This is a genomic window from uncultured Thomasclavelia sp. (assembly GCF_944324745.1).
Lineage (GTDB): Bacteria > Bacillota_I > Bacilli_A > Erysipelotrichales > Coprobacillaceae > Thomasclavelia.
The window spans coordinates 33061-47113 of the sequence record NZ_CALUXO010000011.1; the positions used below are offsets into that span (position 1 = coordinate 33061).

The 14053-nt window shown below is 29.8% G+C and carries 13 protein-coding genes; 2 read left to right on the plus strand and 11 right to left on the minus strand.

Going from position 1 to position 14053, the window contains the following annotated elements; translation table 11 throughout:
• Positions 1-20 precede the first annotated feature (20 nt).
• Together Q0K54_RS01010 and Q0K54_RS01015 are read left to right on the plus strand one after the other, a co-directional pair.
• On the plus strand, positions 21-1205 hold the full coding sequence (locus tag Q0K54_RS01010) for an O-antigen ligase (protein WP_294577981.1): 1185 nt from the start codon (positions 21-23) through the stop codon (positions 1203-1205).
• 11 nt (positions 1206-1216) lie between these two features.
• A complete protein-coding gene (locus Q0K54_RS01015) occupies positions 1217-1948 on the plus strand; it encodes a bifunctional 2-polyprenyl-6-hydroxyphenol methylase/3-demethylubiquinol 3-O-methyltransferase UbiG (protein ID WP_294577982.1) in 732 nt (243 codons plus the stop codon).
• 19 nt (positions 1949-1967) lie between these two features.
• On the opposite strand, the gene Q0K54_RS01020 is transcribed toward Q0K54_RS01015, so the two are convergent.
• The 11 genes from Q0K54_RS01020 to Q0K54_RS01070 all read right to left on the minus strand — a co-directional run bounded on the left by Q0K54_RS01020 (position 1968) and on the right by Q0K54_RS01070 (position 13880).
• Positions 1968-2138 carry a hypothetical protein gene (locus Q0K54_RS01020; protein ID WP_294577983.1) on the minus strand — a complete coding sequence of 57 codons (171 nt, stop codon included), beginning with the start codon at positions 2136-2138 and terminating at the stop codon, positions 1968-1970.
• A gap of 286 nt (positions 2139-2424) precedes the next feature.
• Positions 2425-2604, minus strand: coding sequence for a hypothetical protein (locus Q0K54_RS01025; protein ID WP_294577984.1), 180 nt, complete (start codon positions 2602-2604; stop codon positions 2425-2427).
• A gap of 79 nt (positions 2605-2683) precedes the next feature.
• On the minus strand, positions 2684-3457 hold the full coding sequence (locus tag Q0K54_RS01030; protein ID WP_294577985.1) for a ZIP family metal transporter: 774 nt from the start codon (positions 3455-3457) through the stop codon (positions 2684-2686).
• 178 nt (positions 3458-3635) lie between these two features.
• On the minus strand, positions 3636-4076 hold the full coding sequence (gene mscL / locus Q0K54_RS01035) for a large conductance mechanosensitive channel protein MscL (RefSeq protein ID WP_294577986.1): 441 nt from the start codon (positions 4074-4076) through the stop codon (positions 3636-3638).
• A 74-nt stretch (positions 4077-4150) separates the two neighbouring features.
• Complete coding sequence (locus Q0K54_RS01040) at positions 4151-5407, minus strand: HAD hydrolase family protein (RefSeq protein WP_294577987.1); 1257 nt, start codon at positions 5405-5407, stop codon at positions 4151-4153.
• Between the two features lie 105 nt (positions 5408-5512).
• A complete protein-coding gene (locus Q0K54_RS01045) occupies positions 5513-7411 on the minus strand; it encodes an FtsX-like permease family protein (RefSeq protein ID WP_294577988.1) in 1899 nt (632 codons plus the stop codon).
• A complete protein-coding gene (locus tag Q0K54_RS01050; protein ID WP_294577989.1) occupies positions 7408-8163 on the minus strand; it encodes an ABC transporter ATP-binding protein in 756 nt (251 codons plus the stop codon). Before Q0K54_RS01050 ends, Q0K54_RS01045 begins: the two co-directional genes overlap by 4 nt.
• Positions 8164-8259: 96 nt before the next feature.
• Positions 8260-9255 carry a HAMP domain-containing sensor histidine kinase gene (locus tag Q0K54_RS01055; protein ID WP_294577990.1) on the minus strand — a complete coding sequence of 332 codons (996 nt, stop codon included), beginning with the start codon at positions 9253-9255 and terminating at the stop codon, positions 8260-8262.
• The gene (locus Q0K54_RS01060; RefSeq protein WP_294577991.1) at positions 9248-9919 is read right to left on the minus strand and encodes a response regulator transcription factor; all 672 of its coding nucleotides are present in this window, start codon (positions 9917-9919) and stop codon (positions 9248-9250) included. The genes Q0K54_RS01055 and Q0K54_RS01060 overlap by 8 nt, the downstream gene beginning before the upstream one ends.
• Positions 9920-10037: 118 nt before the next feature.
• Complete coding sequence (locus Q0K54_RS01065; protein WP_294577992.1) at positions 10038-12152, minus strand: glycerophosphodiester phosphodiesterase family protein; 2115 nt, start codon at positions 12150-12152, stop codon at positions 10038-10040.
• 111 nt (positions 12153-12263) lie between these two features.
• Positions 12264-13880, minus strand: a complete 1617-nt coding sequence (locus Q0K54_RS01070; RefSeq protein ID WP_294577993.1) for a glycoside hydrolase family 1 protein — start codon at positions 13878-13880, stop codon at positions 12264-12266.
• Between the last annotated feature and the right edge of the window lie 173 nt (positions 13881-14053).

The window sequence follows — 14053 nt, forward strand, 5'->3', positions numbered from 1 at the left end:
GTTCTACTTGGAGGTTTGTTATGCAACTAATAAATTCACTAAAAAATCGATTTTCTCAAGAGCAATTACTTATTATTATTAGTGCCTTAAGTTTATCGACTCCTTTTTATATTTGTGTTCCGATTCTACTAATAGAAACAATATATTTATTGTATACTAAAAAAATCATTTATGCATATAAAAATAGTCCAAAATCTAAATATCTCTTAATCTTTATGACTATTTCTTTAATCGTATCGCTATTTTATCAAAACTGGATCGGGGTTGGCTGTCTGGCTTTAATCTTTATAGCTGTTTCATTAATGCTATTTTATCGTCAACATATAAATCAGGAAGTCTTTGAATTAATTCTTGATTTGTTGATTGCTTTGTCAGTTTTATGGGCATTATATGGTTTATATGAACAAACACAGATATTATCGCGTTTAGGCTATGACCATTTCACTTTAAAAGTATTTAGTCGCCGTGAGAATCGTTTAAACTCCGTCTTTTATAACGCCAATTATTATGCAATGATGATTGAATTTATTATTATGATGATTGGATACAAGATTTTTGGAACTAAAAATTTCAAAAAACAAGTTTATTATTTCATTGTGGCAATTATCAATTTTTTCCTATTATATATGACTGGCTGTCGTACCGCTTTAATTGCTACTGCTGGTGCGATGCTTGTTTTTTTAATTGTAAATAAAAATTATCGTATCTGTACTGTAATTGGAATTGGCTGTGTTCTAGCTGGAATTTATTTTATTTTCAATCCGGAACAATTTCCACGTATCGAGCGTATCGTTAAGAATTTTACGGTTAGATTAAAAATCTGGCGAGCCGCTATCGCTGGTATTAAAGCCCATCCCCTGTTTGGTCAAGGTCCAATGACATATATGATGATTTATGAAAAATATGGTGGTCACGTTACCCAGCATGCTCATAGTGTTTATTTAGATCCGATTTTATCTTTTGGAATCGTTGGACTGGCTTCATTAGTCCCTTATGTTTTTGATAACTTTAAACGTTTAATCAAAGTTTATCGTCAAAAACTAAACAATCGTTATGTTGCCTTAGTTATTTCATGTATCACAGTAATTTTATTACACGGTATTTTTGACTATACTATTTTCTGGGTTCATACTGGTATTTTATTTTTACTAATCGCATCATCTTTTGGTATTTATGAAAACAATCAACAAATCATTCGTTTATAGGAAGGTTAGACATGAAAGAAAACAAATATGATCAAATAGAATTTTTTGAAAAATATCAACAAATGAATCGTTCAATTAACGGTTTAGCCGGCGCCGGCGAATGGTCAGCACTAAAAAAGATTTTACCTGATTTTAAAGACAAAAAAGTATTAGATTTAGGTTGTGGTATGGGCTGGCATTGTAAATATGCCAGTGATCACGGTGCCAAAGAAGTTTTAGGAACTGATATATCAAAGAGGATGTTAGAAAAAGCGCAACAGATCAATGCAGCTGCTAATATTAAATACTTTCATCAGGCAATGGAAGATTTATCTTTTGCCAATAATAGTTTTGATATTGTTTTTAGTTCACTAGCCTTTCATTATGTTGAAGACTTTGATACCTTAGTGAAAAATATTTATTCCTGGTTAAATACAAACGGGGACTTTATTTTCTCAGTTGAACATCCGGTTTTTACGGCTGCTGGAAACCAGGACTGGATATACGATGATAATGGCAACATTCAACATTTTCCTGTTGATAATTATTATTATGAAGGTAAACGTGAAGCTATTTTCCTAGATGAAAAAGTAACCAAATATCATCGAACCCTTACTTCATATTTACAAACACTATTAAAATATAATTTTACAATTACCAATGTCATTGAACCGATGCCACCTGAAGATATGATGGATTTACCTGGGATGCAAGATGAGATGCGACGACCAATGATGTTGCTGGTAAGCGCCAAAAAAGCATGAAGTTAATTTTCATGCTTTTTTAAAAATCTTGAAAATGTTTCATTTCGGCCAATTTCAAAATTGCCATCCATATTACTGTAAATATCATCAAACCAATTAACCAAAGTGGAACTTCATAAATAGAAATATTACTGATTAATATTTCTATTATAGCAAACAAGCTCAATGTAACCAAAGCTATTTTGTTCATATAAGCCTCCTTATTAAATTATCAATATGTTTAACTTACCTTCTTTATCTATTATTATATGCAATAATAATATCATCAATGTATTAATAATATGTTAATTTTATGGGTAAATAGAAAATGGTAGCTAATTAGCTACCATTTTCTATATTGGAAAGTTATTCAAAAACAAATAGGTATAAAATTTGCATAAAAGGACTAAAAACATTATCTTTTATACCTGCTTTAATTTTACAACTTTTAAATTCTGCAAATAGCTAATTTTCCTTAATTCTATGTTAAGTTTTATTTACTTTGTTTCATTTTTCAATGCCACATAAATAACCCCTAACATAAACGGTACTAACAAAATCAATACCCCACTAGGTAAATTAGTATTTTCACTACTTGTTAATGCAAAAACATTAGAAACACTTAAACTTAAAAACATTAGCTGGACTAATACAACCATTACTACTCTTTTTATCATCTTTTTCACCTTCTATGGTTTTTATTATAATCAAATACCATAAAGTAAATAGACAAAGATAATTAAGATTATGTAAATATTAGCCTAAAGCAACATCTAAGATCATCATTACAACAAAACCAACGGCAAATCCAATCGTCGCAACATTACTATGCGCTCCTTGAGAAGCTTCAGGAATCAACTCTTCTACGACAACATAGATCATAGCCCCAGCTGCAAATGCTAATAAATAAGGTAAAAATGGAACAACAAATGATGAAAGCAAGATAGTAACTCCAGCTCCAATCGGTTCCACAATTCCTGATAATGTGCCATATAAAAAAGAACGATTTTTAGATAATCCATTTGCCTTTAACGGCAGCGAAATAATCGCTCCTTCAGGAAAGTTTTGGATAGCAATTCCTAATGATAAAGCAATTGCCCCGGCAAAAGTAACCCCCTGACTTCCAGAAATCAGACCGGCAAACAAGACACCTACCGCCATTCCTTCAGGAATATTATGCATGGTCACCGCTAATACTAACATTGTTGTTTTCTTTAGATTACTTTTAGGACCTTCAGATTTATTATCTAAATGCATGTGGGGTACCATCCGATCTAAAAATAATAAAAATAAAATGCCTAACATGAAACCAACAGCTGCTGGAATAAAGGCTAATTTTCCCATTGAGGCTGACATATCCATTGCTGGTATCAACAATGACCAGACAGAAGCAGCGACCATTACCCCTGAGGCAAAGCCTAATAATACTTTTTGAATATAAGTATTCATCTTATCTTTCATAAAATAAACACAACCTGCTCCTAAAGTTGTTCCAATAAATGGTGTAATTATTCCCCAAAATATTTCCATATTTCCACTTCCTTTCATTTATTTTTTATTAATTAAATTATTACTAATTACTGTTTTAGACAACTTAATATAACATAGTTATATTTTTGAACTATTCTATCGTAATAAATTTATAGCAGCAAATAATATGATAATAATTCTAAAAAATAAAAAGGATACGTTATACGCATCCAAAAATTTACTCTAATATCGATGTACAGTGCGGACATCTAGTTGCTTCGTTGGCTATCTCTTCTTTACAATAAGGACAAACTTTAACTTTAATAACTTTTTCTTCACTTTCATTACTGATTTTAGCTTTAATGCTATCGTTAATTGAATTTATTACTTTAACAAGTACAAAAATCACCAGTGCAATTATCAAGAAATTAATAACGGCAGTAATAAAATTTCCATAAGCTAGTATTGGAGCATTGCTACCACTTCCTAATTTTAATTTTAAGTTAGAAAAATCAACACCACCAAATATTCCTAAGATTGGTGCAATAATATCATTGTTTAATGAGGTAACTATTGTCGTAAATGAGCCCCCAATTATAACCCCAACAGCCATGTCAATCACATTGCCTCGTGTAATAAACTTCTTGAATTCTTCGATAAATGCTTTTCTTTTTTTCATGCTGTCCCACTCTCTTTCTTTAAATAAAGCTAGAAAAAATTATAACATGATTCTTACTATTTTTCATTTATTATTCATTTTTCAAAAAAATATGGTTCATACATTCGTTTTAAAGTTCTGACGACTTTATTACTATCATCCTTAGCAATTAAAACATCGTATTTACCAGGAATACTTCCAAAAGTAACGATCTTGCTGGCATTGATCTGTTGCTTTAAATACTCATTCATATTAGCTCTAGTAGCATTAATATCATAGATTTTTAGATAATAATAACCAGGATAATCAGTTGATGGATATTTTAAGATCTTTAAATCGTCAAATTCTTTTTTCAATGCCATTTCTATTTGATCAATTATTTCTTGATGATCAATTAACATTATATAAACAACATTATCATTATTATTAGAGTGTTGTTTAATATAATTTCGATAAGGATTCTTTTTTAATTGCTGATATATGTTTAATTCAGCTTCATTTTTAAAATCACCATAATAGATTATTAAACGATCATCAATAATTTCATTACTAAAATAATTAACTTCATATTGCATCAAGAATGATTTTAATTGCTTAGCTGTTTGCGGTTTAATGGCAATAACATATTCAAAATGATTTTCATTGATATTATATAAAACCGCCCCATCCATTGCGATAACTGGTAAATTTAACTTAATGCCACCTAATACTTCCATAATACTAGCCGGGGTTCTTAAAGAAGATACCGTGAACTTAATACCATCATCTAACATTCTTTTTAATTCTATTTGACTATATGGTGTTAATGTTTCACTTATAGTAAGTAGTGTTTCATCTAATCCTGATATAAACAAGATATCATTTCTTTTATGATAAGGGATTCGAAACCGATTAACTAAAACAGCAACCACAATTCCAATAATAGTATCTAGAACACGGTTAAACACAAAAATCAACGGGTTAACATCAGTAATATGATTAATTGTAATACTTAAAAATACGACACATGAAAAATAGGACGCTTCTTTTTTATTAATTAAAATCGTAGTATATAAAACCGCAATAATTAATACTGCTGAAATAAAATAATATGTTACTTCATTAAACAAACCTAGATATATCTTCATAGCTACAACTAATAATCCATATATCGCACCAATAAAAGTACCTAAAATCCTTTGCCGTGCCATTTGATAGCTGTTAGCTACAAATGGTCGCATACACCATAAAGCTGCAATAGCACTATAAAATGGGGTTCCAGTTTCCCCTCTAATAACATAAATGACAAAACATAAAATAACCGCAACGCTCGATTTAATTATCCTTAGTCCTGGTAATGGTATTTTTTTCATATTCCCTCCATCAATAATTATTTATTAAGTTGAAACTATCTTATCGTGCTATAATTATTCTGTCAAGAATAACACTAAAAAAGCAGTAAGCTAGGAACTTACTGCTTAAATATAGATGCTAAAACATTTCTTTTTGAAAGCTATTACTGATATTTGATATGCTAAATAGAAGATAACTAAAATTACCACCGCACTAATAATATTGATACTATATAATTCTGTTTTCATTGTATGCGCTAAAGCTGATACTGAAAAATATGAGGTAATGACCATTAGAATAAATGGGCAATAATAAGCAAATCTAATTTCATTGCGAATTGATTTTGATAACACTCTATCATTAATTCCCAGTTTCTTTAACACTTGATAGCGCTGACGATCTTCATACGCTTCATTACTTACTTTCATAAAAATGATACTGCCACTAGCTAATATAAAGACAACGAATAAAAAGACACAAATAGAATATAATATCCGCACCCAGGCAATATCACTATATTCAGGATCAACAGCTACATAGCTAGTTGTATCATTTACAATACTATCTAAATAACTAATTGAAGCCTGGTAATTAGCTGGATCGTTAATTTTAAAATTATACATATAGTATTCATTGCCAATTGGCTTTAATTGATCATATATTTCATCATTAACAACATAAGTATTTATATTTTCCTGAACTATTCCTAAATATGATACATTTGTTTCTTCAACGATTTGATATTCTTGATCATTAATAACTACTGATGGATTCGGATCCGGATCAGAAATATCTAATAAATATACTCTAGTCAATTGAATAACTTGATCATTATTTAATGCTGGTAAATCAAAGCTTAATCCCGCAGCACTTGCCAGCTGTTGTAATTGGCTATAAGAGATTATTCCATAACTACTATAAATACTTTGTGACCTAACATCCTGACTATTGATTGAAAGCATTTGATAACTATTGGCATAATCAATCTGATTAGTTTTGGCAATTTCATCTTTGATTTCCTTTTGATTTAAACTCCCATTAGACATAATAGTATAGGTATAAGTATCTCGAAAATGAGCAATATTGTCATAACGCTGTTTCATGGCAAAAGCTGTGGCCAAAACGGTAACTGAGCAAATCATCAAGATCGTAACCATTGCATAAGTTCGATAATTCTTCTTTAGACGAAACGCTAAATTATTTATCCATAAGACACGTTGTTTTTGGTATAAATATTTTTTATTTTGAGTTAATTTATAAATCACATAAGGGATGACCCCATCATAAAGAAAATAGATACCGACAATAACTAAAACAACTGCATATAAAATATACATAAATGAAGACATATCACCAACTTGCAAAGCAAAATAGTAACCAGTTCCTAACAATACAACACCAATAATGGCCTTAAGTGTTGACCACCATCCTTTAGGAATTTGCAGTTCATTTTGTTTTGAAGCTGATAACATTTCCAAAACGCTGCTTCTAACAATATTAACATATCCTTTTATAATCATAATTGCAAAAATTAAAACAAAAATACCAATCGTCAAGATAAAAGGAGTTACTGATAATTCAAAACCAACATCAACACTGGTGCTAGATATTGATAGTAACAACATTGTAAATAGTTTTGAAAAAATCACACCACAGCCAATTCCAATAACTAATGATAATAAAGCCATCATTGATATTTCTAAAACATACATGCGACCAATTTTACCATTATCTAATCCCATAAAAGTATAGATTCCAATTTCCTTTTTTCTTTGAGCTAGAAAAACATTAGTAGCATACCAGATAAAGAAGAAAACAAAGATAACAAAAACAATCGAAATAACTTCAATAATAATTGTAATATAATCACTGTTTTTATCTTTTAAAGTGTCCATCGCACTAGAAAAAGCAATATTTTGAAAATTAAAGAACACAAAGATAGAAAAAGACAATGAAATTATTAATGAAAGATAATTTTTTAAACTGCGCTTAAAATTAGAATAAGCTAATTTAACCAAACTCATCCTTGTTCACTTCCCATCGTTGCAAGTAAGCTTAAGATTTCATCATAAAACTGCTGACGACTACCAGTATGATTTAAACGACATTGAATCATCCCATCACGAAGCAAGTAGACCTGTTTAGCATAACTGGCACTATATGCATCATGAGTAACCATTAGAATTGTTGCATGATTATGTTCATTAGCATTTTTTAATGACATCAATAAATCTGTACTTGACTTTGAATCTAGCGCTCCGGTCGGTTCATCGGCAAATATTATACGTGGTCTAGTAATTAAAGCACGAGCACTAGCTCCCCTTTGCTTTTGACCTCCTGATAACTGGTAGGGATATTTGTTTAAATGACCACTCAAACCAAACAAATCAGCCATTTCCTTAGTTCGCCGCATTACTTCTTTACTCTTGACTCCATTTAAACTAAGTGGCAAAGCAATGTTATCAGCTAATGTCATATTATCTAACAAATTATAATCTTGAAAAATAAATCCTATTTTTTCTTGTCTGATTTTTGATAGACGCTTATTATTGACATTAGTCACATCTTCACCATCAATAATGATTTGGCCATGAGTCGGTTTATCTAACGTAGAAATTAAATTTAATAACGTTGATTTACCTGCTCCTGATGGTCCCATAATGGCAATAAAATCATCTTCATAAATATCTAAATTAATATTTTTTAAAACTTTAGTTTGATAATCTTTACCACCATATGTTTTAACTAAATTTTGAATTTCGACAACTTTTTTCATTTCAAGCCCTCCTTAGATTACAACTAAATTCTATCAATTATAATCTAAAAAATCCTAACGTCTAAATAACAGTTAACCTGCTAATCTTACATTTTCTTAATCTAGGATGAAATACTCACGGTTGTCGTTAAAAATAAGCAAAAAACGCGTCCCGTTATTATAAGTTGCATCTACTTTAACATCGATATTTAATCTTTTGGCAATGTCTTTGACAAAATATAAACCCATTCCGGTAGAACGATAATCACCATCGCGAAGATTACTACCGACAAAGCCACGATCAAAAATATAAGGTAAATCTATTTCTTTGATCCCTATTCCATTATCTTCAATAATTAAAGTATTTTTTTGATTATCGGCTACTTTAAAAATTAACCGTGGTTGTTTACTGCTACGATATTTGATTGAATTGGAGATAAACTGATCTAGCATATAAGTTAACCAGCGTCGATCACAATATACATAGATATCATCCATGTCTAAAATAATTTCAAAATGTTGATTGATCAAAAAATAAGATTGATGCTTAACTGCTTCCTTGATTACCTGATTCAAGCGAATTCTTTCGATTTTAAAATCATTTTCGGGATTTCTTAATTTACTGCTCATTAACATTGTATTTAACAGCTGCTGTATTTTTTCAATAGTTGCCCGCATATCTTTTTTTAGTCCCTGATCTTGGAGGCGTTCATTCATTAACCTAAGGGCAGCTAATGGCAATTTTACTTCATGAACCCATTTAGAAATATAATCAACTAAATCCTGAATCTGATTAGTTAAATAATTAAGCTGATGATCATAGTATTGATTATTTTTTTCGATTAAATTAATTATTGGTGGAGTAACTAAATTCGTCAATTCTGCCACTTCAATATGTTGCAATGCCTCTACTTGTTTTGTCAGCCGATAAAATTTATAGAAATCATAGCCAATCGCTAAAAGTAAAACAAAAATAAGGATCACATCTAGATAAATCAAATCAACCAAATATAAACGACTGGCACATAAAACTAAAAAATAAATATTTATAAAAATAATGATCAAGATTCCAGCTAGAATCTTCAAACCGGATTGCTTTATATAATTAATCAATATAATAACCAACTCCTTTTTTTGTTTTAATTACTTCCTGGCCCTGCAACAATTCCTTCAATTTATTTCGTAATCGTGAGACATGAACTGATAAAGTGGCATCAGTAACGAATTCATCAGTATTCCATAAAACCATCATTAATTGTTCCCTAGATACACAGCTACCTCGATGTTCTAGTAAAGTTGACATAATTTTACTTTCTGATTTTGTCAATTCAATGATCTGGTTATTATGAATCAAACGGCCACTTAAAATGTCATAACTTGTATTGTCATCTAAATACTCTTTTTCCGTCTGTTTATATTCATAAGTTCTTCTTAAGATAGCTTTGATTTTAAATAATAAAACTTCTAAATCAAATGGCTTTTCAATATAATCATCACCGCCGCTAGATAAAGCCATAATTTTATCAGCATTTTGTTCTCGACTAGAAATAAATAGGATGGGTACAGTCGAATTAGCTCTAATTTTTTGACACCAGTAAAAACCATCATAAAATGGCAAATTAATATCTAATAAAATTAAATCGGGAAGATATTCAAAACACTCACGATCGACATGTTTAAAATCATTAATTATTTTTGTTTGAAAATCCCATTTTTCTAATAATAATTCTAATTCATGAGCTAAGGTACTGTCATCTTCAACAATCATTATTTTCATTGTCATCACTTCCTTATGTATTTATTATAGCTAATAATTTGATAAAATAATATCAAAACAGCGCTATCTCTTAAGCAAAAAAATTTATGATAATTATATAAAAATACTAAGCGTCTGCTTAGTATTTTGGATAACCACTATCTTGATAATAATAATATCGATACTTCTTGTCCAAAAATTGATTAACTGCTGTTTTACCACGATTAGGATAATTAGTTATAATACCACTAACTCCCATATCAAGATATTGTAACATTTTATCAGTTGTATCAACTGTCCAGACATATACTGGTGTTATATTATAATTTGCTTTTTCAATGAAGTTGACAGTAGCCCGATTTTCTTCAATTGCCAAAAAATCAATATTTAGATTCCATAATGAAATATCTAAATCACCGGCACTACCATAAATACAATAACCGACCCACCATTCTGGATGAACTTGCTGCAAATAAGAAACAACATCATAATCTAATGACATGAAAATAGCTTGCTCTTCAAAATCATTTTCTTCAATTATCTCAATAACTGTTTGTGCTAATATTTCACCATCACAATTTTCAGTCTTTAATTCTACTAATAAACCTACTTCTAAATCATCATCCTTCATTTTCTCAATAATTTGATCAAGGGTATTAATTTTATCAGTATAACCATTTTGCGATACTTCAATATCTGTCAACTGTTTAGCTGGCGTTTCATTTACTTTAAGATTGACACCTGCTAAGCGCGATAAATCATTGTCATGAACAACCATGACTTGATCATCACTGGAAAGCTGAACATCGATTTCGGCATAATCGGCACCATTTTCATCAGCAGCAGCAATTGCGCTATATGTATTTTCAACACCATAACGACTGCCCCGATGTCCAATTACCCAAGGTTGGTGCAGCATTGTCGCCGGTTCTAGATAAGCAACGATAATCAACAATGAAATACCAATCAAAACAAAAGAGACTAACCGGGGATAGCGATTATAAATTTTAGAACGATTTAAAATATTATTAATTATCCGATAGGGTAAAAACAACCATGACTTACTCTCTTTGATCGTTTGTTTATTCTTATTTTGTTCATAGTGATTAATTATACTGGCAATACAATACATAATAATCACTACAATTAAAATCATACATAAAATATAGATTGAATTAGGGAAAAGATACGTAATTACCAGCAACAATACACTCCAGAAAACAATATTAATAACTCCCCAATGCTTTTGATAAAAATTATTTTGAAAAATATATTTATCCAGTGACTGATAAATAATATTTCCATGTATTTTAGCTTCTAACACCGTCTCATCAAAAGCCTGATTAAAACTATTATCGATGTTGACCGTGACAATCGCTGAATCATAATCATCGACAATTTTAATAATCACCAGATAAAAAACTATCATAAGTACGATTAAAGCAATACATGTAATTAAGTATTGTAATAAATAAATTCGAAAACGTGATGATATGATTAGATTTCTTAAAAAGAATCGATTAAAATCACTATTTTTAATGATGGCATTTGACAACAATTTTCCTAGTCCCCATTCAATTAAAACAAAGCCACCAACATTTACTAATAATATCAATCGTTGTTTAATTGTCAGATGACGATGAATATCCAAATTAGTTTTAAAGGCTTTAATAAAGCTTTCATGTTTTAAAATCATAATTACTGGAACAAATAACAGCAACAAATATAAGCCATAACAAAATAAATAAAAAATAATAATTAAAATATTTCCACCAATTGTCAACTGCAATTCTCCCGTAACAAAATTTGGAATTGAAAGACTAGGAACAAAGGAATTAAGATAACCAATATGCACTAATGGCAATAAGAGTAAAAAATATAATCCAGCCAAAATAAAACTGGGGTTTTTTAAACATTTAAGATTTAAAAGCGATGATTTCATGACTTCATAGATTCGAAATTCAATTTTTCGGTAACTTAAAGTAACGATATTAATTAGTACACTTATTTCATAGCCAACTACTATTAATGTTCCAATAAATAGTAGTAATATTATTAAAATTCCCTGAAGATTCAAAAAATCAAAAACGATATTTAAATTAAACGCACCACCATGTGACTTTTCATTTAAATAAATTTGGATTATTTTATTGAATAATGGCGTGATAATAATGATGATACCTAGTTTATAAACAAATTCGAATTTCAATATTTTGATAAACAGTAACCAAAATCTTTTAATCTTTTTAATCATCAAATCGCCTCCAATAATGATATTCTATCATTATTACCACCTTTTTTTAATTAATATTCTTTAAAAATTTCTTAAAGAAACTAAAAAGAAGGAAGTTCCTTCTTCTTTAAATTATAAACGATTTAATAAATCAACGATCAATAACCGATTATTATCATCAACTCCAATTTTATCTAATAAATGGCCTAGTTTCCAGCGACCGATCAATCTTAACTGCAGATCATTAACCCTTCCATCGGTGATCATTTTAATAGTTTCTTTTAAACCATCAATTTTCATTAAATCTTTAATTTGCGTATCGAGAGTATATTTAGGTAATTCTTTTAAACAACGAGCATTAGTTTTAATGATTCGCTGATAAACATAGAAAGAATCTTTTACATATCTTTGTAATGTTCCATTACCTTGATCATCTTTATCAACATAGACAAAACCATAGCGTTTTTCCATTTCACCGGTTGAATAACTAACAATATCAATTGGTCCCCACCAGGTATATCCCATGACATCGACTCCATCAACTTCCACGGCTTTTTTTACTTGTAAAACATGCTGCTTTAAATAATCACTGCGATAAGTATCATAAATTCGATGATTATCTCTAACCTTATCTTTAGCTCCCAAACCATTTTCAACTACAAAGACTGGCATTTGATAACGATCATATAAATAATTCAAAGCATATCGTAAGCCTTGAGGATCTATTTGCCAATTCCACTTACTGCTTTTTAAATACGGATTTTTAATTGCCTCATAAATATTATTACTGTCTTTAATTTTAGTTAAAATATCACTGGAAACGACAATACTTTGATAATAACTAAACCCAATATAATCAACCGTACCTTCTTTTAAAATTTGCAGATCTTCATCTTTAATTGGTAACTTTATCCCATAACGATTCATCCAGGAAATTGCTTTACTTGAATAATATCCGCGCACTTGAACATCACTAAAGAACATGTTAATATCCATAAAACTATTATTAAGTAAAACATCTTTGGGCTTACAAGTATCACTATATGAAGTTGTAAAAGCAATCATACAACCGATCTTAGCTTTTGGAATAATTTGATGACCAGCAATTACGGCCTTGGCACTAGCAACAAACATGTGATGACAGGCAGTTAAAACTTTTTTCAAATAATTATTATCTTTTGCAACTTCGACACCACCACCGGTATATGGATTAAGCAACATTCCATTTATTTCATTGAAAGTCAGCCAATACTTAACTTTATTTCGATATCTTTTAAAACAGGTAATGGCATATTGTTCAAAAAGCTTGATACACTTGCGACTATAAAACCCATTATACCATTTACTTAAATAATAAGGCATTTCATAATGTGATAATGTCACGATTGGCTCAATTCCACTTTTCAATAACTCATCAAATAAATCATCATAAAATTGAAGTCCTTTTTCATTAGGCTTTTTATCATTGCCATTAGGATAAATACGACTCCAAGCAATTGAGACTCGTAAGCAATTAAAACCCATTTCTTTAAAATACTTGATATCATCTTTATATGTATGATAGAAATCAATTGCCTGGTGACTTGGGTAATACTTATTAGCATCTATTTTATCAGTTTTTACTCGTTTTTTATTTTTGCTACCTCCTAAAAGTAAATCACTAACACTTAAACCTTTACCATCTTCATTATAAGCACCTTCACATTGATTTGCCGCTAAAGCACCACCCCATAAAAAATCTTGTCTCATACTTTTCACCTCTAATCTTATATGGTAGTGTCAAAAATCGGTTAAGCGATACAAATACACTCCCATATCAATTTGTATATATAAACAGTAAAAATGATCACTGATTATATTTCTTTGATCATCTTTTTTATGATTTTACTAAAAAAGATGAAGATTCCGTGCTATACTTGTTT